We start from the raw sequence: 21,544 nt of genomic DNA on the forward strand, positions 1-21,544 counted from the left end.
GGGGTCAGCCGAACGCGCTGAGTTCGAGGGTGGCGAGCCGTTCGGGGTCGGCGAGGATGTCGATCGCGGTGACCTTGCCGTTCACGACGGTGAAGGACAGCACGGAGGCGGGCTTTCCTTCCACATATCCGATCACCCCGGCGGTGCCGTTGACCGTGACCGGTCGGGTCTGCCCGCCGCCCTGGCGGAACATCATCGCCTGGCCGGCGACCGCCGCCGCGCCGCGCACGACCCTGCGGTCCGCCCCGCCGACGTCGGCGCGCAGCACCACGTCGGGATCGAGGACGGCGACGAGGGCCTCGAAGTCGCCGCCGCGCGCCGCCGCCTGGAAGGCGTCGACGACCTCGCGCTGGCGGATCGGGTCGCGTTCGGGGACGGGCCCGGCGCCCCGCACCCGGCGGCGGGCCCGGCTGGCGAGCTGCCGCGCGGCGGCCGGGGACCGTCCGACGATGGCGGCGACGTCCTCGAACGGCATGGCGAAGGTGTCGTGCAGGACGAACGCGAGCCGCTCCGCCGGGGTGAGCGACTCCAGGACCACCAGCAACGCGAGGCCCACCGAGTCGGCCAGCAGCGCCTCGTGCTCGGGATCGGCGCCGGACTCCGGACTGATGATCGGATCGGGGAGCCGCTCCTCCAGCGGATCCTCACGGCGTGCGGTGCGCGAGCGCAGCATGTCCAGGCACAGGCGTCCGACGACCGTGGTCAGCCAGCCGCCCAGGTTCTCGATGGCGTCCGCGTCGGAGCGACTGAGCCGCAGCCACGCCTCCTGGACGGCGTCGTCGGCCTCGGTGAGCGAGCCGAGCATCCGGTAGGCCACCGCCCTGAGGTGGACACGGTGCCGCTCGAGCTCGCCCGCCAAGAACTCGCGCTGATCCATCGCATCCCTCTCTCATCAATGTCGTAGCACTGACGAATCGAACGTTGGGGATGTGACAGGCGCTGGTCGACCCAATCAGGTCCGCTGCCAGGGCTCCCATTCGTCCGTGGGGATCTCCAGCCCGAACGGCTCGGGAAGCTTGACCGCCTCCCCGAACGCCCAGCTCACCGAGGACAGGTACTTGCCGTCGGCGGTGTCGGGGTCGGTGAACAGCGTCGTCCGCGTCTCCTGCGGGTCACGGTCGACCAGCAGGTAGTACGGGATGCCCACCCGGGCGTACCCGTTCCATTTCGTGAGCCCGGAAAAGCCGCGACGAGGCTCGCGGTCGTCGTGGACGGTGCTCGGCGAAGTGACCTCGACGGTGAGTTCGAGCCCCTGGACGGGCAGCTTCTTGAGCTGGGCCGACCGTGCCCGCTTGTCGTTCTCCACGCTCAGCACGCACAGGTCGGGGATGTAACCATCTTTGATATCGCTCAGCTTCACGTCCTGTGTGGTGATGCAGCGCCATGGGAATGAGGGATCCGTCAGCTCCGCGGCGAAGAACCGCTGTTGGATGCCACGGACGACCGCGTTGTGGCCATAGTCCGGCCCTGGGGACACGATGATCTCCCCACCGATGATTTCGACACGGGTGCCGTCGTGGGGGAGATCCAGCACATCGGTGAGTTCGTCCCGCATCCACAGGTTGAAGGGGGTGTCGGGGAGCTCGTGGTGGTGGTGAGCTATCGCTAGTGTGCTCACTTTGGGTGTTTCCTCCGTCACGTTCGGCTCCCGACATCGTAGAGGACCGTGCGTAGTCAGCGTACCCGGATTCGGTGATCGCCTCGCGGAGAGTCACTGCGGGGAGGACGGCGTGGCGAAGCCGTACTTGTTGAACAACTTCTGTGCTGGGGCGGTGACCAGCCACGAGACGAACTCGTTCGCGGCGTCCTCGTGGTCGCCGTCGCGGACGACGGCGGCGGGGAACGCGGCGGTGACGTTCACGTCCGCCGGGATGGGGACGCTGCTGACCGCGACGCCCGCCGAGCGCAGGTCGGTGACGTAGACGATCCCGGCGTCCGCCTCGCCGGACCTGATCCGGTCCAGGACGGCCCGCGCGCTGATCTCCTGCGAGCTCCACTGGACCGACACCCCCGCCTTCGCGAGGACCTGGCGGGTGTAGCGGCCCACGGGGACCGTCCCTGCGCCGACCGCGACGCGGAGCCCTCGTCGCCTCAGATCGCGTAGCTCGTTGATGTGGCGCGGGTTGCCGGGGGCGACGGCGATGGTCAGCGAGGTGTTCGCGATGGTCCGGCGGCGTCCCGCCAGGTATTCGTCGGCCTCGTTCATGCTCGCCTTGTCGGCCGTCACCACGACGTCGCCGGGATAGTGCTCGGACAGCCGCTCGACCATTTCAGGCGCCGAGCCGAACTCGAACCGGAACCTGACGTCGGGGTTCTCCTGCTGGTAGGCCGTGCCGATCTCGCCGAACGCCTCGGTCAGCGACGCGGACGCGAGGACGGTGAGCGTCGTCGGCCCGGACGCGCCACCGCAGCCCGCGCCGAGGACGGCGACGGCGAGCACGGCGAGCAGCAGCGACGCGCGGAGCCGCCGCCGACGGGGGGAATCGGGCATACGACGTCATCTTAGGACCGGGAGGGGTTCGGCCCCTGGATTCGAACCTGGCGTGTCAGTGTCGCGGGCTAATGTGAGCGGCGCACTGGAGATCACGTTCGCGGAGGCCCGACGATGTCGCTCGACCTGATGGAACTGCTGCCCGGCGACTGGCGGGAGCGGCTCGACCCGCTGCTCGACCCGATCGGCACGGCCGCGCTGGGGGCGTTCGTCGAGGGGGAGTACGCCGGGCAGACCGTTTACCCGCCGCGCGACGACCTGTTCAGCGCGTTCCACCACTGCCCGTTCGACCGTGCGCGCGTCCTGATCCTCGGCCAGGACCCGTACCACGGGCCCGGCCAGGCGCACGGCCTCAGCTTCAGCGTGCGCGACGGCGTCCGGCTGCCACCGTCGCTGCGCAACATCTACAAGGAACTGGCCGCCGATCTCGACGTGCCGGTCGCGACGTCCGGTGACCTGACCCGCTGGGCCGACCAGGGGGTGCTGCTGCTCAACGCGGTGCTGACCGTCCGGGGCGGCGAGGCGGGCTCGCACGCGAACAAGGGCTGGGAAGACTTCACCGACACCGCGATCCAGGCGCTGAACGACAAGTCGGAGCGCGTAGTGTTCGTGCTCTGGGGCGCCTACGCGCGCAAGAAGGCCCGGCTGATCACCGGCGCGCACCACACCGTGATCGAGTCGGCGCATCCGAGCCCGCTCAGCGCCAAGAAGTTCTTCGGGACGCGGCCGTTCAGCGCGGTGAACAAGGCCCTCGTGGACGCCGGTCTCACCGAGATCGACTGGGGCTCGCGGCCGCCCGCGAGCTGAGCGCCGGCCAGCTGGGCCCTGGCCGGTTGAGGTCGGGGCCGTCTCACTCCGTTGGGGGAGGGGCGGGGGCGGTTTCCCCCGGCGGCGGGAAGTGGCGCGGGGGTGGTCCGGGCCATCGTCGATGCCATGACCGTTTCAGCTCCTCTGCGGCCCGCGCCCGTCGCGGGCGGGGGTCCGGGGCGCCTCCGGCTGGGCGTCTGCCTGGCGACCGTCGCCGCGTGCGTCCCCTACCTCACGATCAAGCTCGCGTGGTTGTCCGGCAGCACGGTCGGGTGGGACGACCCGGAGGCGGCGAAGGACTCGGCCCTCTACGTGGGCAACGCGATCACCATGGGCATGGACGCGGTGGCCGTGGCGGTGGTCGTGGCGTTCACGTTCCGCTGGGGTCTGCGGCTCCCGGCCTGGCTGGTGTTGACTCCGATGTGGATCGGGGCGGGGCTGCTCGCCCCGATCGTCGTGGCCGTTCCGATCGGCGCGCTCGTCCAGACGCTCTTCTCGTCCGCGCCGCTCACCGCGTCCGACAACCCGCTCCAAGGCTGGGTGTACGGCGTCGTGTACACCGGGTTCTCGTTCCAGGCGGTCGGCCTCATCACCGCGTTCGTCCTTTACGCGCGGAGACGCTGGCCGGACGTCTTCACCGTCCGCACCAAGGATGTCCCCAGAGGCGCGACACATTCGCTACAGGCGCTCCTGGCCTACACGGCGACGGTGTTCGCTCTCGTGTTCGCGGCCGCGCAGTTCTACTGGGCGTTCGGCGGGACGTCGGGGCTCACCGCCGACGAACTCGACTACCGGGGCGCGGTCCAGCGGCTCGCCGACGGCATCATGGGCGTGCTGGCGTTGGTGGGCGCGGCGGCGCTGGTCGCGATCGTGCGGCGCGGTGCTCGTCCGCCCCGGTTCGCCGTCCCGCTGGCGGGGGTCTGGCTCGGCGCGGGCACCACGTTCACCTGGACGCTGTTCGAACTCATCACCAAGCTCGGCGACCCGGAGTTCCTCGACTCGGGTTCGGCGAGCGCGCTCAACCTGTCGGGCCTGGCCGGGTTGATCGCCGGGCTGCTCATGGGCGTCACAGGGGCCGTCCTGCTCACCGAGCGGGACGCGCACGCTCAGAGCGCCAGCCCGACCGCCAGCAGAACGCCGTAGGCGATCTGCAGCCGACCGGTCTCGCCCAGCACGGGGATCAGGGCGGGGCCGGTCGCGCCGTTCAGCACCTTCTGCGTCGGCGGCAGCGACAGCGGCGCGGCGAGCAGCGCGATCAGCGCCCAGGGATGCGGGGCGCTGATCGCCAGGACGACCATGAACGGCAGAGCGGTGCACGCCGCGTACATGACGCGGGTCCAGCGGTCGCCGAGGACGACCGCGAGGGTCTTCTTGCCCGACTCGCGGTCGGTGGGGATGTCGCGCAGGTTGTTCACGGCGAGCAGCCCGCAGGCCAGCAGCCCGAGCGGCACCGCCGCCGCCCACGCCTCCCAGGGCAGGCCCTCGACCTGCACGTAGACCGTTCCGACGACGGCGACGAGGCCGAAGAAGACGAACACCGAGATCTCGCCGAGGGCGCGGTAGCCGTACGGGTTCTTGCCGCCGGTGTAGAACCAGGCGGCGAGAATCGAGGCCGCGCCGACGAGCAGCAGCCACCAGGTCGTCACGGCCGCGAGGACGAGCCCGGCGACGGCGGCGGCCCCGAAACAGCCGAACGCGGCGGCCAGGACCTGCTTCGGCGGCGCGACCCTGGACCCGACGAGGCGGAGCGGGCCGACGCGTTTCTCGTCGGTGCCGCGGACGCCGTCGCTGTAGTCGTTGGAGTAGTTGACGCCGATCTGCAGGACGAGGGCGACGAATCCGGCGAGCAGGGCACGCCACCAGATGGCGTCGCCCTCGCCCGCCGCGACGCCCGTGCCGACGACGACGGGGACGACGGACGTGGGCAGGGTGCGGGGCCGGGATCCGGCGACCCATTCGGAAAGGGTGGCCACAGTTACCGCTCGTTCTCGTGGGGCGACAGGGGGACTATCCCTTCGATTCTTCCCGATGATCACCCCGGCGATCACCACCGGGGCGCAGCCGCAGCGACATGCCGAGCCCGAGCGCGAGGATCGCGGCGGTGGTGAGCGCGGCGTTCCGGGTCGCGACGGCGAGGCTGGCGTCGGCGGCGTGGGCCTCGGCGGCGAGCGCGGGCGTCTCGTGCAGGTGGCGCCCGTACGTCCCGGCGCTCTCCCGCAGGTCGTGGGCGACGGCGGCGCGCTGGTCGGCGGGCAGCCCGGAGTCGGCGAGCCGGTCGGTCATGGCGTGCCCGAGGCTCGTGGCGAACACCGTCCCGATGGCGGCGATGCCGAGCGCCGCGCCGACCTGCCGGGCCGTGGACTGCGTACCGGACGCCTGCCCCGCCTGCTCGGCGGGGACATCGGCCAGGGAAACGTTCGTGAGCTGCGCGGACGTCAGGCCGAGCCCGAGCCCGTACAGCAGCATCCACGGCGCGATCCCGAGCCCGCCGGTGGTCGCCGACACGGTGAGGGCGAGCGCGATGACCGCGGTGACCTCCAGCACCATGCCGAGCTGCACGACCCGGTGCGCGCCGCGCCGGTTGGCGAGCTTGCCCGCGTACCCGCCGGACAGGAACGCCCCGATGGCGAGCGGCAGGATCGCCACGCTGATCTGGAGCGGGTTCGTCCCGTGCACGCCGAGCAGGAACAGCGGCAGGACGAACAGCAGCCCGATCTCGCCGACGTTGATGAGGGCCGACGCCAGGTTCCCGTGCCGGAAGTTCGGGACGCGGAACAGCCCGAAGTCGAGCATGACGGAGCGTCCGGCCGCCGCCCGGGACCGTTCGACGGAGACGAGGCCCGCGAGGAGCACGAGCCCCAGCGCGAAGACGACCGGCACGGGCGAGATCCCCGAGGTGGGCCAGTCGAGCCCGGCGACGGAGAACGGGCGCGTCGCGGCCCACCAGCCGTACGTCTGCCCCTCGATGATCCCGAAGACGAGGGCGCCGAGCCCGAGCGCGGACAGCAGGCCGCCCGCCCAGTCGATGTCGAGCCGGTCGCCCGGGGCGGTCGCCCGCCGGGTCTCGGGCATCAGCCGCAGCGCCGCGACGATCAGCACGGCGCCGAGCGGCAGGTTGATCCCGAACGCCCAGCGCCAGCCGCCGCCGGTGGCGAGGGCGCCGCCGACCAGGGGACCGAGCGCGGCCATGCCGCTGATCAGCGAGCCCCAGATCCCGAACGCGATGGCGCGCTCCCGGCCGGTGAACACCGCGTTCACCGTCGACAACGCGGCGGGCAGGATCATCGAGGCGCCGACGCCTTGCAGCGCGCGGGCGCCGACCAGCGCCGGACCGCCGCCCGCGAGTGCGGCGGCGACGCTCGCGGCGGCGAACACGGTGACGCCGACCACGAACATCCGGCGGCGCCCGAACAGGTCGCCCGCGCGTCCGAACGGGATCAGCAGTGCCGCGAACACCAGCGAGTAGACCGAGGTGACCCATTCGGCGCCGGTCGTCGTCAGACGCAGGTCGGTGACGATCCTCGGCAGCAGGACGCCCACGATCGTGGCGTCCACCACGATCAGCGAGACGCCGAGGCTCATGACGGCCATGCCGAGCCAGCGGCGGCGCGCGGCGTCGGCGTCCGGCGCCGGGACGGCGCGCGGCGGCGTCACGTAGGTGGACTCGGGCACGGATTCAAAGATATGGCCGGGGCACCGGTCCTCGGCACCGGCCCCTGCCCAAGGGCCCGCTCAGCCGTCGGCGTGGACGCTGATGTCGGTGTGCAGGCGGATCTGCCGGACCTCTTCGCCCATGTCGAGCGTCCGGGCCGTCCCGTCGGGGGCCCAGCCCGCCGAGCCGAGGAACGTCCGGGTGACCTCGTCGTCCTCGAACACCCAGGTGACCAGGGTGGTGAAATCGTCCTCGCGCAGCAGGTCGACGGTCGCGGCGAGCAGGCGGCTGCCGTGCCCGGCGCGGGCGTGCAGCGGGTCGACCAGCAGCGTGATCAGCTCCGCGGTGCCCGCCGCGTCGAGATCGGGTTCCTCGGCGGGTCCGTGCGCGGCGAACCCGACGACGATGTCGGACGCCACGGCGACGAGCAGCCGGTGCCGGGGGCTCGGCGGCGCCGTCGCGGCCTCCGCCCAGCGCTCCCGCCAGGTCTCCGTCGCCTCGGGCCCGGTCACCTCGGCGAGGACGTCCTTCGGTAGCAGGTCGCGATAACCGTGCCGCCACGCCCGCACCTGGACGCCCGCGACCGCGGCCGCGTCCGCGAGCCGCGCGGGCCGCACTCCGACATCCGCCATGACGTGGCACGTCCTCTCGTCCGGGATCACCGCCCACCCTAGGGTTCAGACCGCCCCCAGTCAGACGGCGCGGTCGGACAGCGCGGTTGGACAGCGCGGTCAGGCCCGGCGGCGGGCCCGGTACGCGCGCGTCTTCGTGCGGTTCCCGCAGACGCTCATCGAGCACCAGGAGCGGGACCGGTTCTTGGACGTGTCCAGGAACGCCCACCGGCAGGTGTGCTCCTGGCAGATCTTCAGACGCGGCCAGGTTCCGGCGGCGACCGCGTCCATGATCGCGGCGGCGAGGCGGGACAGCCCGGCGGCGGCCGTTCCCGACGGGTCGAGCGGGACGAGGCGGGGCCGCGTCCCGGTGAGCGTGACCCGCAGGGGCAGGGCGGCCAGGGCGTCTTCCAGTTCGTCCGGAAAGTCGGCCTCCTGGGGCCCGTGGTGCGCGGCCATGGCCTCGCGCAGCCCCTCCCGGAGCGCGACCGCGGTGGCCAGGTCGGCGCCGGAGACCCGCGCGCCGTCCTGGACGAGCCCGCGCCCGGCGAGCCATCCCGCGAGCGCGGCCGGGGTCGTGAGCTCGTCCGCGGCGTCCTCGACGTTGAGCGTGTTGACGAAGTCCCTCAGCAGCGGCGCGGGGTCATGCTGATCGTCGGCCATCACCCCTCCTGCCTTTGCGAAACGCAGTCTACCAACGTGAGACACCATCATTCGTGTTTAGCCGGTTGCAGGATCACGACACCAGCGTTAGGGTTTAGGTGGTGTCAACGAACGGGAGGACGACCATGACCGCGCTGCCGAACCCGGCGGACCTCGCCGCGCGCCGCGCCTGGGCGGGCCGTGCCCACGCGAAGCTACGGGCCGACGTCGTCGACGCGCGGCTCACCGCCCGCTCGCGGTCGCTGGGACGCGCCGCGCGCGTGCGCCGGTGGCTGCTCGACGGGGTGCCTGAGCGGATCCCCACGGGGCGGGCCCGATGACGGGCGCCGTCCCGAAGGTCACGACAGTCGTCTTCGACTGCGTCGATCTGGACGTCATGCAGTCCTTCTGGGGCGGGCTGCTCGACATGTCCGAGACCTCGCGCGAAGACGACTGGCTAGACCTTGAACCCCTCGCAGGGGGGCCGGTGCTCGCGTTCCAACTGGTCCCCGAAGGCAAGGAGATCAAGAACCGGATCCATCTCGACCTGGATGTCCCCGACATCCACGCGGCGGGGGAGCGGGCGCGAGGGCTCGGGGCCACGCCCGCCGGGGAGCCGATGGGGAACCCGGAGCGACCGTTCCAGGTGTGGCACGACCCCGAGGGCAACGAGTTCTGCTTCTGCACCAGCTCATGAGTTCAGGACCTCGCCGAGACGGCGGACGCCTTCCGCCAGCTCCGCCTCCGAATCGGCCGTCCCGTAGCTGATCCGGAGGTGCGGGGCGGGGGCCTCGGCGGGGAAGAACGGCCGTCCGGCGCTGACCAGGACCCCGTCGCGCAGGGCCGCCTCGGCGAGGGCGGTGTCGTCCACGCCGTCCGGCAGCCGGACCCACAGGTGCAGGCCGCCCGCCGGACGGTTCACCCGCAGCTCGGGCAGCTCGCGGGCGAACGCGGCGAGGGCCGCGTCGCGCCGTGACCGCAGCGCCGCCCGCACGGCCCGCAGGTGCCGTGGCCAGCCGGGCGAGCTGACCAGTTCGAGCAGCGTCTCCTGGAGTGGCCTGGCTGGGAAGAACTCCCCGACGAGCTGCGTCGCGCGGATCCGCTCGGCGACCGGGCCGCGGGCGATCACCGCGGCGACCCGCAGGCTCGGCGCCGTGGCCTTGGTCAGCGACGCGATGTGCACGACGCGGCCGTCGGTGTCCCCCGCGAGCAGTGGCGGCGGGGGAGTGGCGATGCCGAGGTGCCGCGCGAAGTCGTCCTCGATCACGAACGCACCCGCCGCGCGCGCCACGTCCAGCACCCGGGCACGCCGCTCCTCGCTCAGGACCGTGCCGGTCGGGTTGTGGAAGGTCGGCTGGCTGTAGAAGACCCGCGCGCCGCTCAGCGCGAACGCCTCGCCCAGCAGGTCGGGACGGACGCCGTCCGCGTCGACCGGCACCGGCACCGGATGCAGCCCGGCGGCCCGCGCGACGGCGAGCGCGCCCAGATACGTCGGCGACTCGACGAGCACCGGAGCGCCCGGCGGGAGCAGCGCGCGCAGCACGGTCGTCAGCGACTGCTGCCCGCCGCTGGTGATCTCCACGTCGGCGGGGGAGACGGCGCCGCCGACCGTCCGGGCGAACCAGGCGCGCAGCTCGGGCATGCCGCCGAGCCGGGGCGTCTCCCAGGCGTGCGGACGGCGGGCCGCGCGCGCCGCCGCCGTCGCGAGCGCCCGCACCGGCTGGAGCGCCGGATGCAGGTAGCCGCCGCTGAGCGGTATCACGCCCTCCGGCGGCGGGGTGAGCAGCCACGACACCCCTGCCGCGTCGACGGACCTGTCCCCGAGTGTCACGGCCTGCCAGCCGAAGTCGGCCGGTTCGGCGGCGGCCTCGCGCCGCTCCGCCGCGAACGCGCCGCTACCGGGCCGCGTCACGACCAGCCCCTCGGCGGCCAGCAGCCCCAGCGCCCGCGACACCGTCACCGGGCTGACGCGGTGCCGCTCGACCAGGCTCCGGCTCGACGGCAGCCGTTCCCCGGGCCGCATCCGCCGGACGTCGGAGCGCAGCGAGTCGGCAAGCGCCGCCACACTGCTATCGTTATTCATGAAGGACCACGATAGCGCTACTGTCTCCACGTCGATAGCGGACACCGGCGCCCTGCGGGGCCTCGGGCTCGCCGCGATCGGCGTCCTGGTCTTCTCCTTCACCATCCCCGGCACGGTCTTCGCGCTGGACGGCCTCGACCCGTACCTCATCGGCGTCGGCCGGTCCGCCGCCGCGACCGTGCTCGCCGCCGTCGCGCTGCTCCTGGTGCGGGCCCGCCCACCGCGCCGCGAGCAGCTCGCGTCGTACGCGGTCGTCGCCATCGGCGTGATCTTCGGCTTCCCGATGCTCAGCACGCTCGCGCTCGACCACGGCGCCTCGTCCGCCCACTCCGCCGTCGTCGTCGGGTTGCTGCCCGCCGTCACCGCCGTGTTCGGTGTCGTGCGCGCGGGGGAACGGCCGTCCCGCGCGTTCTGGCTCGCGGGCGCCGCCGGGGCGAGCTGCGTCACCGGCTTCGCGCTCGTCCGCGGCGCGGGCCGTCTCACCGCCGCCGACCTGCTCCTGTTCGGCGCGTTGGTCGCCGCCGCCGCGGGCTACACCGAGGGCGCCCGCCTCACCCGCGGCATGCCGGGCTGGCGCGTCATCTCCTGGGCGCTCGTGCTGGCCGCGCCCGTCACCGTCCCGGTGACCGCCGGGCTGCTCGCCACCACCGACCCGCACTGGACGGGACGCGCCGTCCTCGGCTTCGGCTACGTCTCCGCCCTGTCCGCCTACATCGGCTTCTTCGCCTGGTACGAGGGCCTGGCGCGGGCCGGGATCGCGCGCGCCAGCCAGGTCCAGCTCGCGCAGCCGCTCATGACCCTGGTCTGGTCGGGCCTCTTCCTCTCCGAGCGGATCGACGGCACGACGGCGCTCGCGGCCGTGGCCGTGCTGGTGTGCGTGGCCCTCACCCAGCGCGCCCGCGTCCACCGGACCCCGCCGCCCGCGCGGCCCGTGAACCGCGTCGCCCGCGAACGAACGCCTAGTCCTTGACGATCTGGGTGAGAAGGGTGACGACGCCCACGCCCACCCCGATGGGGATCGCGATCCACGGGGCGGCGACGGTGAGCGCGGCGGCGCCGATCGCCGTGAGGATGATCACGAGGGCGCGCGTGCTGATGAGCGGCCTCGGTCCGTTCTGGTCCGGTCGTGTTCCCATGTCGGTTCGACCTCCATCCCGCTGGACGGCTGGACCGGGCGGCTCTTGGCGAGACCGCCTAGTCATCACAGGGTTCCGCCGCTGTCAACGGCTGCGCCGCGCGGCGCGCGATCACATCCCGATCATGGCCGTTTCCTGACCGGGAGTTGCCCCGGCCACCGGCCCGACCCGTCCGAGACCGGTCGAAACGCGTCCGATCCGCGCTACGCGCGGCAACTGCTCGCCGCCATGCGCAAGTACGCGCCCGGCGTGCACGCCCAGGCGTACCTCGGGCAGATCCGCGTGGTGAACGGCGAAGGCGTCATCGACCTGAACGACCCGAAGGTGCGCGACCAGGTGCTCAGAACCGACGCGGCCATTCTCGACGCCGGTTTCGACGGCATCCACTACGACTTCGAGCCGATCTACCCCGACGACGACGCCTTCATGACGCTGCTACGGCGCACCAGCGAACTGACCCGTTCGCGCGGACGGCTCCTGTCGGTCGCCCTTGAACAGGCAACACTTCTGGACGCCGCCCAACCCGTCTACAAGGCGCTGCTCCCACGCGGCGGGAAGTACCACTACCCACCCCGTCCGACCCGGGACTTCCTCCGCGACATCGCCCGCATCGCCGACCAAGTCGCGATCATGACCTACGACGTCAGCCTGCCGACCCGCGCGCTCGCCGGATGGCACTTCGCCCGGCACACCCGCACGACGCTGGAACTCATCGGCGACCGCACGACCGTGTTCATGGGCGTGCCGACGTACCGTCCAGCCATGCCCTGGGCGGAGGACCTGGACGTCGCACTCCGCGGCATCAGGCGCGGCATCGACGACCTGAAGCGTCCGCCGAAACGCCCGTACGGAGTCGGCGTGTACGCGGACTGGACCACCAATCCGGACGAATGGGCCCAATATCGCGCCGCATGGCCACCCCGCACGGCGGAGGCCGCCACCGGTTCATGACCGGTGGGTCATGTTACGTAACCGAGGCCGGGAAGTGGCCGGACTGACCCCGTAACGCGCCATTTGCGTGCCACGATGTGGTGGTGGGGCCGTCGCCACGCGTACCCCCGAGCGTGTGGCGGCGGCTTCTTCCACGCCGGCTTCCCGGCGGGCTCGCGCGCGGGCCCGGTACCAGTGTGACGGCGAGCTTGGACCTGCGGGTCCACCTGGTACGGCCGGAACGGTACCGTTCGGTGCATGGCACCCAGCACAACACCTGACGCTCCGTTCGGGCGGATGCTGACCGCGATGGTCACCCCGTTCCTGCCGGACGGCGGCGTCGACTACGAAGGCGCCGCACGCCTCGCGACCCACCTGGTCGACGAGCGGCGCCACGACGGCCTGGTCGTCAACGGAACGACGGGCGAGTCGCCGACCACGAGCGACGACGAGAAGACGCAGCTTCTGCGCGCGGTCCTCGACGCGGTCGGCGACCGCGCGGTGATCGTGGCCGGTGCCGGAACCAACCACACCGAGCACACCCTGAAACTCGCGCGGCAGGCCGAGGCCGCCGGCGCGCATGGTCTGCTGGTGGTCACGCCGTACTACAACAAGCCGCCGCAGGAGGGCCTCGTCCGCCACTTCACGGCGGTCGCCGACGCGACGGCCCTGCCGACCATGCTGTACGACATCCCGGGCCGCGCCGGGGTGCCCATCCAGAACGACACGCTGGTGCAGCTCGCCGAGCACCCGCGGATCGTCGCCGTCAAGGACGCCAAGGGCGACCTGTTCGGCGCGTCCAGGGTGATGGCGGAGACCGACCTCGTCTGGTACTCCGGCGACGACGTGTTGAACCTGCCGTGGCTGTCGGTCGGCGCCGCCGGGTTCGTCAGCGTGGTCGGGCACGTCGTCGGGGCCGAACTGCATGAGATGATCGACGCGTACCGCGGCGGCGAGCAGGCACGCGCGCTGGACATCCACCGGCGGCTGCTGCCCGTCGTCGCCGCCATCATGACCCGTACGCAGGGCGCCATCGCCGTCAAGGCAGCGCTGAACCTGCTCGGCCTCCCCGGCGGCGGCCCGCTCCGCGCGCCGCTCGTGGAGGCCACGCCGGAGTTCGCGGCGCGCCTGCGTGAAGACCTGACGATAGGGGGAGTCAAAGTGCCGGAGGTCGTTATCCCGGAGGTCACCCGATGACCGCAGCGAAGCGAGGATCTTCGGGGGACCCGTTCCGGGGGTCTGGGGGTCGCCCCCCAGAGGGGCAGGGCCCGATGACCGCAGCGAAGCGAGGATCTTCGGGGGACCCCCTCGGGGGTCTGGGGGTCGCCCCCCAGAAGGGTGGGGGCAGGTGAGTCATCCTCACCCGGAGTTGTCGGATCCGCCCGCGCCGCCCGAGGGCGGTCTGCGCATCGTCGCGCTCGGCGGGCTGGGGGAGATCGGCCGCAACATGACGGTGTTCGAGCATGGCGGTCGCCTGCTCGTCATCGACTGTGGCGTGCTGTTCCCCGAGACCGAACAGCCCGGCATCGACCTGATCCTGCCCGATTTCGAGTACATCAGGGACCGGCTGGACGACATCGAGGCCGTCGTCCTGACCCATGGTCACGAGGACCACCTCGGCGCCGTCCCGTACCTGTTGCGCGAGCGCGCCGACATCCCGCTGGTGGGGTCGCGGCTGACGCTGGCGCTGGTGGAGGCGAAGCTCACCGAGCATCGCATCAGACCCGTCACCAACGTGGTGGTGGAGGGGGAGCGGCGGTCGTTCGGGCCGTTCGACTGCGAGTTCCTCGCCGTCAACCACTCGATCCCGGACGCGCTCGCCGTCGCGGTCCGCACGTCGGCGGGTCTGGTGCTGCACACCGGCGACTTCAAGATGGACCAGCTTCCGCTGGACGGACGGCTCACCGACCTGCCCGGGTTCGCGCGGCTCGGCGCCGAGGGCGTCGACCTGCTGATGTCGGACTCGACCAACGCGGAGGTGCCCGGCTTCGTCACGAGCGAGCGCACCATCGGCCCGGTCGTGGACGAGGTGTTCCGCACCGCGCAGGAGCGGCTCATCGTCGCCTGCTTCGCCTCGCACGTCCACCGCGTCCAGCAGATGCTGGACGCCGCCGTCGCCAACGGCCGGAAGGTCTGCTTCGTCGGGCGGTCGATGGTCCGCAACATGGGCGTCGCGCGCGAACTCGGCTACCTCGATGTCCCCGAGGGCATCATGGTCGACCAGAAGGACCTCGAGGGCATCCCCGGCGACCGGTTGGTGCTGGTGTGCACCGGGTCGCAGGGCGAGCCGATGTCGGCGCTGTCGCGGATGGCGAACCGTGACCACTCGATTCGCATCACCGAGCGCGACACCGTGATCCTCGCGTCCTCGCTGATCCCCGGGAACGAGAACGCGGTCAACCGCGTCATCAACGGCCTCACCCGGTGGGGCGCCCGCGTCGTGCACAAGGGCAACGCGCTCGTGCACGTGTCGGGGCACGCCCCGGCGGGCGAGCTGCTCTACGTGCTGAACGTGACGAAACCGGCGAACTTCATGCCGATCCACGGGGAGTGGCGGCACCTGCGCGCTCACGCGAAGCTCGCCTCGCTGACGGGCGTCCCGGACGAGGGCGTCGTCATCGCCGAGGACGGCGTCGTCGTCGACCTCGTGAACGGCCGCGCCAAGATCGTCGGCGCCGTGCCCGCCGGTTACGTGTACGTCGACGGCCTGTCGGTCGGCGAGGTCACCGAGACGTCCCTGAAGGACCGGCGCATCCTCGGCGAGGAGGGCTTCGTGTCCATCGTCGTCGGGATCGACTCCACGTCCGGCAAGCTCGTCGCCGGACCGGAGGTGCACGCCCGCGGCGCGGGCATCGTCAACGAGGACTTCGACGAGATCATCCAGCGGATCCAGGAGGTGCTGCGGGACGCCGCCGGCGACGGCGTCAACGACCTGCACCAGCTCGGACAGCTCATCCGCCGCACCGTCGGCAAGTGGGTGAGCGACAACTACCGGCGCCGCCCGATGATCGTCCCGGTGGTCGTGGAGGTGTAGCGGAACGGACGGGCGTGGCCGACGGCGGCTCGGGAAGGCCGCGTCAACACGCCCGTCCGCATCCCGGGAACCTCTTGGCTCGCCGGTTACTCTCATAAGCATGGCCACACGTGCGTCTGGAGGGACCAGGGGGGCGGCGGGGCGTAGCCATGGGGGTGGAACGCAGACCTCCTCGCGTGCGGGGGGCAGGACGGCTCGTAAGACGGCAGGGTCGTCCCCCCGGAAGCGTTCGAGTGGCGGCGCCCAGGGTGGCCGCGGCTCGGGCCGGGGGCGTTCCCCGCAGAAGCCCGATCCGATCTCGCAGGCGGTCCTCGGGTTCTTCAAGCTCCTGTTCAAACTGTACCTGCTGGCGGCCGTGACGGTCGGCTCGATCTTTCGGGCCTACGGGCACGGCGCCCGCAGCCTCGACCCGGAGCACCGCCGCGACGGGCTCGGGCTCGCGCTGCTCGGCTCGTCCATCGTGCTGGCCTCGGTCACCTGGTTCCGCCCGGACGGCGTCGTCACCAAGGCGCTGGAGCAGGTCGTGCGCGGCGCCCTCGGCATCTCGGCGATGGCGCTGCCCGTCCTGCTGGCGCTGCTGGCGTGGCGGACGCTGCGTCACCCCGAGCACCACGAGGACACCGGACGCATCGTCATCGGCGTGACCGCGCTCGCCGCCGGGGTACTCGGCATCCTGCACATCGCGGCCGGTGTCCCGTCGCCCGCCGACGGCATGGAGGAGGTCCGCCAGGCCGGAGGCGTCGTCGGCTGGCTCGTGTCGGCGCCGCTCGAGGCCGCGCTCAGCGGGTGGGTGGCCGTCCCGCTGCTGCTGCTCCTGTCCGGGTTCGGCGTGCTGGTCGTCACCGCGACGCCCATCAACCGGGTGCCCGAGCGGCTCTCCGAACTGTGGTCCGTCGCGACGTTGCAGGGCCGCCCGCAGCGTCCGGACGAGAGCGGCGAGGAAGGCGACGCCGGGAACGCCGACGACGCCGAGGCCCCGAAGAAGCGCCGCCGCAAGAAGAAGTCCGACAAGGACAAGGAGGGCGCCGACGAGCTGGAGGTCGGCGAGCACTCCCGCCCCTACGACACGCCGCTGCTGGACGACAAGCCCAAGAAGGCCGACCGTCCGCGCCGCGACCTGGCCGACGAGCTGTTCGAGCCCGATCCGTTCCAGGCCGAGGTCCCACCGCCCGCGCCGCCCGTCGACGAGCCGCCCCTTCCCGACGAGCACGACGAACACGTCGCGGGCGCGGACGCCCCGGGCGCGCCGGACGGATCCCCGGCCGGGACGGCGGACGTCCCCGACCCGACGCCCGCGCCGCGCCGCTCCGAGCAGTTGCCGCTGTCGTCGTCCGGCGAGATCTACCTCCTGCCCGACCCGACGGTGCTGCGCCCCGGCAGCGTGTCCAAGCCGCGCACCAAGGCCAACGACACGGTGGTGAACGCGCTCACCGGCGTGCTGGAGCAGTTTGACATCGACGCGCAGGTCACCGGGTTCACCCGGGGCCCGACGATCACCCGGTACGAGATCGAGCTCGGCCCGGCGGTGAAGGTCGAGAAGGTCATCGCGCTCACCAAGAACATCGCCTACGCGGTGAAGAGCGCGGACGTGCGCATCATCTCCCCGATCCCCGGCAAGTCCGCGATCGGCGTGGAGATCCCCAACACCGACAAGGACATCGTCAGCCTCGGCGACGTGCTTCGCTCGCCCGCCGCGACCAACGAGCACCACCCGATGGTCGTGGGGCTCGGCAAGGACGTCGAGGGCCGCACGGTCGTGGCGAACCTGGCGAAGATGCCGCACATCCTCATCGCGGGCGCGACGGGCGCGGGCAAGTCGACGTGCATCAACGGGCTCATCACGTCCGTTCTGATGCGCTCCACGCCCGACGAGGTGCGGATGATCCTGGTCGACCCCAAGCGGGTCGAGCTGACGATGTACCAGGGCATTCCCCACCTCATCACCCCGATCATCACCAACCCGAAGAAGGCCGCCGAGGCGCTCGACTGGGTCGTGGGGGAGATGGACCGCCGCTACGACGATCTGGCCGCGTCCGGCTACCGGCACATCGACGACTTCAACAAGGCGGTGAAGGCGGGCAAGCTCAAGCCGCCGCCCGGCAGCGAGCGCGTCTACACGCCCTACCCGTACATGCTGGTCATCGTGGACGAGCTGGCCGACCTGATGATGGTCGCGCCGCGCGACGTGGAGGACTCGGTCGTCCGCATCACCCAGCTCGCCCGCGCCGCCGGGATCCACCTGGTGCTGGCGACGCAGCGTCCGTCGGTCGACGTCGTCACCGGGCTGATCAAGGCGAACGTGCCGTCGCGGTTGGCGTTCGCGACGTCGTCGCTGGCCGACAGCCGCGTCATCCTCGACCAGCCGGGCGCGGAGAAGCTGGTCGGGCAGGGCGACGCGCTGTTCCTGCCGATGGGCGCGAGCAAGCCGATGCGCATCCAGAACGCCTACGTCGCGGAGAAGGAGATCCACGGGGTCGTCGACCACTGCAAGGGGCAGATGGCGGCGAACTACCGGGAGGACGTCGCCGCGGCCACCGGGCCGAAGAAGGAGATCGACGAGGAGATCGGCGACGACATGGACCTGCTCGTCCAGGCCATCGAGCTGGTCGTGTCCACGCAGTTCGGGTCGACCTCGATGCTCCAGCGCAAGCTGCGCGTCGGGTTCGCCAAGGCTGGCCGTCTGATGGACCTGATGGAGAGCCGCGACATCGTCGGCCCCAGCGAGGGCTCCAAGGCGCGGGACGTCCTCGCCAAGCCAGACGACCTCCCCGGCGTCCTCGCGGAACTGCGCGGCTGAGCCCGATGCCTTGCCCGGCCGCGCGTCCCGGCCGTGCGGTCGGACGGCGTCCAGGTGTCGGTGGGGCGGCGGTCGGGTGCCACTGGGGCGACGCTGGGGCGACGGTCGCGAAGCCCTTGCGGAATGATGCGAAATCTTGCCCTGTTTCGAACGTGTTGGCTGTCGCCGAGTGGGCATTGCCGTTCCTAGACTGGAGTCGCGGAAGATCGGCCACGAACGCCCTCGAAGGAGGCCCGGCGTGAGCATCGGTGAGACCTTGGCGGAGGAGCGTCAGCGGGCCGGTCTCTCGGTGACCCAGGTGAGTCTCCAAACGCGGATACGCGAGACCGTCATCCGCGGCATGGAGGCCGACGACTTCTCCGCCTGTGGCGGCAACTTCTACGCGCGCGGGCACATCCGCAGCATCGGCCGCGTCATCGGCATCGATCCGGAACCGCTCGTCGCGGAGTTCGACGCGACGCACGGTGGCGCGCCGCAACCCGTGTCGGCGGTGTCGGCGTTCGAGCCGGAGCAGCCCGTCGCGTTCCGCGAGCGCAGGTCGCCGAACTGGAGCGCCGCGATGGCGCTGGCCCTCGCGGCCGTGGTGATCTACGGGGTGTTCCAGATCTTCGGGCACGACGGCGCGGGTGAGCGGCGCACCGCGCAGCAGGTCGCCGGGACGCCGGCGCCGACGACGTCGGCACCGAGGACGTCCGCGCCGCCGAAGGACCGTGACCCGGTCGCGGTCGCGCCGCGCACGAAGGTCGAGGTCCGGGTCCAGGCCAAGCACGCGACGTGGCTGAACGTTCGCGGCGACGGCGGCAAGACGCTTTTCAGTGGCATGCTCCGCGAGGACGAGCAGAAGGTCTTCACCGCCAAGAAGAAGGTCAAGCTGGTGATCGGCGTCGGCGGCAGCCTCGACCTGACCGTCAACGGCAAGGACCTCGGCTCGCCCGGCAAGGGCAAGGGCGTCCAGCGCCTCAGCTTCGACAAGGACGATCCCGCCCCCGCCTGACCGGGGTGTGGGGGCGTCCCCACAATGACTGGCCTGATCGGACGAGCGGGGTCCTATCGCGCGGTGATCCGCCTGACCTCGGGGTGAGGTCGCTGGTGCTCGCGGGGGCCCGGGGCCATTACCTTAGGGGGATGTCCACACGCCGCAAGGTCTCGCTCATCACGCTCGGCTGCGCCCGCAACGAGGTCGATTCCGAGGAGCTCGCCGCGCGCATCGAGGACGCGGGCTGGGACCTGGCGGGCGACGGCGCGGACGGCGTCGGTGGCGCGGACGTCGTGGTCGTCAACACCTGCGGGTTCATCGAGGCCGCGAAGAAGGACTCCATCGACACGCTGCTCGCCGCGCACGGCTCCGGCGCGAAGGTCGTCGCGGCCGGTTGCATGGCCGAGCGCTACGGCCGGGAGCTGGCCGAGGCGCTGCCGGAGGCGGACGCGGTCCTCGGCTTCGACGACTACGCCGACATCGGCGACCGGCTCGACGACGTCATGGCGGGACGCGCCCGCGAGGCGCACACGCCGCGCGACCGCCGGACGTTGCTGCCCATCTCCCCGGTCGAACGCCACGGCTCGCGTACCGCGATCCCCGGGCACGGGGCACCGGACGAACTTCCGGATGGCGTGGCTCCGGCGTCCGGGCCTCGGGTGTTGCGGCGGCGGCTCGGCGGCGGGCCGGTCGCGCCGTTGAAGCTGGCCTCTGGGTGCGACCGCCGTTGCACGTTCTGCGCGATCCCGGCGTTCCGTGGCGCGTACGTGTCGCGTCCCCCGGCGGAGGTGCTGGAGGAGGCCCGGTGGCTCGCGGGTCACGGCGTCCGCGAGCTGGTCCTCGTGAGCGAGAACTCCACGTCCTACGGCAAGGACCTCGGTGACCTGCGCGCCCTGGAGAAACTGCTGCCGCAGCTCGCGAACGTGGACGGCGTCGAACGCGTCCGCGTCAGCTATCTCCAGCCCGCCGAGACCCGTCCGGGGCTGATCGAGGCGATCTGCGGCACGCCGGGCGTCGCCCCCTACTTCGACATGTCGTTCCAGCACGCGAGCGGCCCGGTGCTGCGGTCGATGCGGCGGTTCGGCGACCGCGAGCGGTTCCTCGGCCTGCTCGACCAGATCCGCGCCCTCGCCCCGGACGCGGGCGTCCGGTCCAACTTCATCGTCGGGTTCCCCGGCGAGTCCGAGGACGACTTCGAGGAGCTCGCCGAGTTCCTGTCCGCCGCGCGCCTGGACGCGGTCGGCGTGTTCGGCTACTCCGACGAGGACGGCACCGAGGCCGCCGCCCTGGACGGCAAGCTCGACCCCGCCGAGATCGCCGCCCGCGTCGAGGAGCTCGCGAGCCTCGCCGACGAGCTGACCGCGCAGCGCGCCGAGGACCGCGTCGGCACCGACGTCCACGTCCTGCTGGAGGACAAGGGCGACGGCGGCGAGTTGGAGGGCCGCGCCGAGCACCAGGCGCCCGAGGTGGACGGGACGGTCCGCGTCCGCGGCTCGGCCGCCGCCCTCGGCGAGATCGTCACCGCCCGCGTCACCGGCAGCGACGGCGTGGACCTCGTCGCGGACCTGTCATGATCGCGGGCGCCGGGGAGCCGGTGGCGGGGTCGCACGATCCGCCCCCGGCGGGCGTGTGGAACGTCGCGAACGCGCTGACGATCGTCCGGATCGCGCTCGTCCCCGTCTTCGTCTGGCTGTTCTTCGTGGACGGCACCGGCTGGCGCCTCGCCGCGTTCGTCGTCTTCGCGGCCGCCTCCATCACCGACAAGATCGACGGCGATCTGGCCCGGTCCCGGGGGCTGGTCACCGACTTCGGCAAGATCGCCGACCCGATCGCGGACAAGGCGCTGACCGGCGCGGCGCTGGTCAGCCTGTCCATCATGGGGGAGCTGTGGTGGTGGGTGACGGCCCTCATCATGGTCCGCGAGATCGGGATCACCGTGCTGCGGTTCATCGTGATCCGCCGCGGTGTGATCCCGGCGAGCAAGGGCGGCAAGCTGAAGACGATGCTCCAGGTGATCGCCATCGGCCTGTACATCCTGCCGGGGCCGCTCGACTTCGCGCGCTGGGTCACGATGGGCGCCGCGCTGATCGTCACCGTGGTCACGGGGGTCGACTATCTCGTCCAGGCGTGGCGGCTCTGGCGGGCGCCCGGCGCGGCGGAACCGTCCGAGACGTCCTGAGGAACCGTCCGGGACGTCCTGAGTACCGATGGGCTGCGGGAGCACGCCCACCCCGGTCGTGTTCCCGCAGCCCCGCTCTTCGGTGCCGCGTGAACAATTATCCCTGTGAATCCCCGTGCGGACGAATCGAGCGAATGAGGCTTGACTCACATTGTGACCTGCGTCTCCGGTAATTGGTGGACTGGGAGTGATCGTCCCGGGGCGAC

The 21,544-nt window shown here is 71.9% G+C and carries 21 protein-coding genes; 12 read left to right on the forward strand and 9 right to left on the reverse strand.

All coding sequences use genetic code 11. From position 1 onward, the window contains the following. Nucleotides 1-4 precede the first annotated feature (4 nt). The 3 genes from ABD808_RS10500 to modA form a co-directional block, all read right to left on the reverse strand. On the reverse strand, nt 5-877 hold the full coding sequence (locus ABD808_RS10500; protein ID WP_344893651.1) for a sigma-70 family RNA polymerase sigma factor: 873 nt from the start codon (nt 875-877) through the stop codon (nt 5-7). A 75-nt stretch (nt 878-952) separates the two neighbouring features. Continuing rightward, on the reverse strand, nt 953-1,618 hold the full coding sequence (locus ABD808_RS10505) for a Uma2 family endonuclease (RefSeq protein WP_344893654.1): 666 nt from the start codon (nt 1,616-1,618) through the stop codon (nt 953-955). A 93-nt stretch (nt 1,619-1,711) separates the two neighbouring features. Then, a complete protein-coding gene (gene modA / locus ABD808_RS10510; protein ID WP_344893657.1) occupies nt 1,712-2,491 on the reverse strand; it encodes a molybdate ABC transporter substrate-binding protein in 780 nt (259 codons plus the stop codon). 114 nt (nt 2,492-2,605) lie between these two features. Between modA and ABD808_RS10515 the strand changes: the two genes are divergently transcribed. Then, nucleotides 2,606-3,298: a uracil-DNA glycosylase gene (locus tag ABD808_RS10515; RefSeq protein ID WP_344893660.1), complete on the forward strand. Its 693-nt coding sequence runs from the start codon at nt 2,606-2,608 to the stop codon at nt 3,296-3,298. A gap of 126 nt (nt 3,299-3,424) precedes the next feature. Further along, entirely contained in the window at nt 3,425-4,441 is a 1,017-nt protein-coding gene (locus tag ABD808_RS10520; protein WP_344893663.1) for a hypothetical protein, read from the forward strand. Here ABD808_RS10520 and ABD808_RS10525 read toward each other — a convergent pair. The 4 genes from ABD808_RS10525 to ABD808_RS10540 form a co-directional block, all read right to left on the reverse strand. Next, nucleotides 4,405-5,271, reverse strand: coding sequence for a 1,4-dihydroxy-2-naphthoate polyprenyltransferase (locus ABD808_RS10525; RefSeq protein ID WP_344893666.1), 867 nt, complete (start codon nt 5,269-5,271; stop codon nt 4,405-4,407). The two genes, ABD808_RS10520 and ABD808_RS10525, sit on opposite strands and share 37 nt — an antisense overlap. Before the next feature lie 34 nt (nt 5,272-5,305). Continuing rightward, the gene (locus tag ABD808_RS10530) at nt 5,306-6,970 is read right to left on the reverse strand and encodes an MFS transporter (RefSeq protein ID WP_344893669.1); all 1,665 of its coding nucleotides are present in this window, start codon (nt 6,968-6,970) and stop codon (nt 5,306-5,308) included. 60 nt (nt 6,971-7,030) lie between these two features. Continuing rightward, nucleotides 7,031-7,582, reverse strand: a complete 552-nt coding sequence (locus ABD808_RS10535; RefSeq protein WP_344893672.1) for a GNAT family N-acetyltransferase — start codon at nt 7,580-7,582, stop codon at nt 7,031-7,033. A gap of 99 nt (nt 7,583-7,681) precedes the next feature. Beyond that, on the reverse strand, nt 7,682-8,224 hold the full coding sequence (locus tag ABD808_RS10540; protein ID WP_344893675.1) for a CGNR zinc finger domain-containing protein: 543 nt from the start codon (nt 8,222-8,224) through the stop codon (nt 7,682-7,684). A 125-nt stretch (nt 8,225-8,349) separates the two neighbouring features. On the opposite strand from ABD808_RS10540, the gene ABD808_RS10545 reads away from it, so the two are divergent. Beyond that, nucleotides 8,350-8,544: a hypothetical protein gene (locus tag ABD808_RS10545; RefSeq protein ID WP_344893678.1), complete on the forward strand. Its 195-nt coding sequence runs from the start codon at nt 8,350-8,352 to the stop codon at nt 8,542-8,544. After that, a complete protein-coding gene (locus ABD808_RS10550; protein WP_344893681.1) occupies nt 8,541-8,900 on the forward strand; it encodes a VOC family protein in 360 nt (119 codons plus the stop codon). The genes ABD808_RS10545 and ABD808_RS10550 overlap by 4 nt, the downstream gene beginning before the upstream one ends. On the opposite strand, the gene ABD808_RS10555 is transcribed toward ABD808_RS10550, so the two are convergent. After that, entirely contained in the window at nt 8,895-10,286 is a 1,392-nt protein-coding gene (locus ABD808_RS10555) for an aminotransferase-like domain-containing protein (protein ID WP_344893684.1), read from the reverse strand. The two genes, ABD808_RS10550 and ABD808_RS10555, sit on opposite strands and share 6 nt — an antisense overlap. Here ABD808_RS10555 and ABD808_RS10560 point away from each other — a divergent pair. Next, the gene (locus ABD808_RS10560) at nt 10,285-11,256 is read left to right on the forward strand and encodes a DMT family transporter (protein WP_344893687.1); all 972 of its coding nucleotides are present in this window, start codon (nt 10,285-10,287) and stop codon (nt 11,254-11,256) included. The genes ABD808_RS10555 and ABD808_RS10560 overlap by 2 nt on opposite strands. Here the strand turns inward: ABD808_RS10560 and ABD808_RS10565 are convergent. Further along, nucleotides 11,246-11,422 carry a hypothetical protein gene (locus tag ABD808_RS10565; protein ID WP_344893690.1) on the reverse strand — a complete coding sequence of 59 codons (177 nt, stop codon included), beginning with the start codon at nt 11,420-11,422 and terminating at the stop codon, nt 11,246-11,248. The two genes, ABD808_RS10560 and ABD808_RS10565, sit on opposite strands and share 11 nt — an antisense overlap. 228 nt (nt 11,423-11,650) lie before the next feature. On the opposite strand from ABD808_RS10565, the gene ABD808_RS10570 reads away from it, so the two are divergent. The 7 genes from ABD808_RS10570 (at nt 11,651) to pgsA (ending at nt 21,338) form a co-directional block, all read left to right on the forward strand. Continuing rightward, the gene (locus ABD808_RS10570) at nt 11,651-12,373 is read left to right on the forward strand and encodes a glycoside hydrolase family 18 protein (protein ID WP_344893693.1); all 723 of its coding nucleotides are present in this window, start codon (nt 11,651-11,653) and stop codon (nt 12,371-12,373) included. A gap of 237 nt (nt 12,374-12,610) precedes the next feature. Then, nucleotides 12,611-13,549: a 4-hydroxy-tetrahydrodipicolinate synthase gene (dapA, locus tag ABD808_RS10575; RefSeq protein ID WP_344893696.1), complete on the forward strand. Its 939-nt coding sequence runs from the start codon at nt 12,611-12,613 to the stop codon at nt 13,547-13,549. A 151-nt stretch (nt 13,550-13,700) separates the two neighbouring features. After that, entirely contained in the window at nt 13,701-15,386 is a 1,686-nt protein-coding gene (locus ABD808_RS10580; protein WP_344893699.1) for a ribonuclease J, read from the forward strand. A gap of 100 nt (nt 15,387-15,486) precedes the next feature. Further along, the gene (locus tag ABD808_RS10585) at nt 15,487-18,183 is read left to right on the forward strand and encodes a DNA translocase FtsK (protein ID WP_344893702.1); all 2,697 of its coding nucleotides are present in this window, start codon (nt 15,487-15,489) and stop codon (nt 18,181-18,183) included. A 238-nt stretch (nt 18,184-18,421) separates the two neighbouring features. Beyond that, on the forward strand, nt 18,422-19,177 hold the full coding sequence (locus ABD808_RS10590; RefSeq protein ID WP_344893705.1) for a helix-turn-helix domain-containing protein: 756 nt from the start codon (nt 18,422-18,424) through the stop codon (nt 19,175-19,177). Between the two features lie 131 nt (nt 19,178-19,308). Continuing rightward, complete coding sequence (rimO, locus tag ABD808_RS10595; protein ID WP_344893708.1) at nt 19,309-20,733, forward strand: 30S ribosomal protein S12 methylthiotransferase RimO; 1,425 nt, start codon at nt 19,309-19,311, stop codon at nt 20,731-20,733. Beyond that, nucleotides 20,730-21,338, forward strand: a complete 609-nt coding sequence (gene pgsA, locus ABD808_RS10600; RefSeq protein WP_344893711.1) for a CDP-diacylglycerol--glycerol-3-phosphate 3-phosphatidyltransferase — start codon at nt 20,730-20,732, stop codon at nt 21,336-21,338. The genes rimO and pgsA overlap by 4 nt, the downstream gene beginning before the upstream one ends. The last annotated feature ends 206 nt before the right edge of the window (nt 21,339-21,544 follow it).

This window comes from Actinomadura meridiana, from assembly GCF_039537545.1.
GTDB classification, from domain to species: domain Bacteria; phylum Actinomycetota; class Actinomycetes; order Streptosporangiales; family Streptosporangiaceae; genus Spirillospora; species Spirillospora meridiana.

Coding starts and splice junctions, on each gene's coding strand:
- ABD808_RS10500 (WP_344893651.1), bottom strand. CDS start 877: ATGGATCAGCGCGAGTTCTTGGCGGGCGAGCTCGAGCGGCACCGTGTC.
- modA (WP_344893657.1), bottom strand. CDS start 2,491: ATGCCCGATTCCCCCCGTCGGCGGCGGCTCCGCGCGTCGCTGCTGCTC.
- ABD808_RS10515 (WP_344893660.1), top strand. CDS start 2,606: ATGTCGCTCGACCTGATGGAACTGCTGCCCGGCGACTGGCGGGAGCGG.
- ABD808_RS10520 (WP_344893663.1), top strand. CDS start 3,425: ATGACCGTTTCAGCTCCTCTGCGGCCCGCGCCCGTCGCGGGCGGGGGT.
- ABD808_RS10535 (WP_344893672.1), bottom strand. CDS start 7,582: ATGGCGGATGTCGGAGTGCGGCCCGCGCGGCTCGCGGACGCGGCCGCG.
- ABD808_RS10540 (WP_344893675.1), bottom strand. CDS start 8,224: ATGGCCGACGATCAGCATGACCCCGCGCCGCTGCTGAGGGACTTCGTC.
- ABD808_RS10545 (WP_344893678.1), top strand. CDS start 8,350: ATGACCGCGCTGCCGAACCCGGCGGACCTCGCCGCGCGCCGCGCCTGG.
- ABD808_RS10550 (WP_344893681.1), top strand. CDS start 8,541: ATGACGGGCGCCGTCCCGAAGGTCACGACAGTCGTCTTCGACTGCGTC.
- ABD808_RS10560 (WP_344893687.1), top strand. CDS start 10,285: ATGAAGGACCACGATAGCGCTACTGTCTCCACGTCGATAGCGGACACC.
- ABD808_RS10555 (WP_344893684.1), bottom strand. CDS start 10,286: ATGAATAACGATAGCAGTGTGGCGGCGCTTGCCGACTCGCTGCGCTCC.
- ABD808_RS10565 (WP_344893690.1), bottom strand. CDS start 11,422: ATGGGAACACGACCGGACCAGAACGGACCGAGGCCGCTCATCAGCACG.
- ABD808_RS10570 (WP_344893693.1), top strand. CDS start 11,651: ATGCGCAAGTACGCGCCCGGCGTGCACGCCCAGGCGTACCTCGGGCAG.
- dapA (WP_344893696.1), top strand. CDS start 12,611: ATGGCACCCAGCACAACACCTGACGCTCCGTTCGGGCGGATGCTGACC.
- ABD808_RS10585 (WP_344893702.1), top strand. CDS start 15,487: ATGGCCACACGTGCGTCTGGAGGGACCAGGGGGGCGGCGGGGCGTAGC.
- rimO (WP_344893708.1), top strand. CDS start 19,309: ATGTCCACACGCCGCAAGGTCTCGCTCATCACGCTCGGCTGCGCCCGC.
- pgsA (WP_344893711.1), top strand. CDS start 20,730: ATGATCGCGGGCGCCGGGGAGCCGGTGGCGGGGTCGCACGATCCGCCC.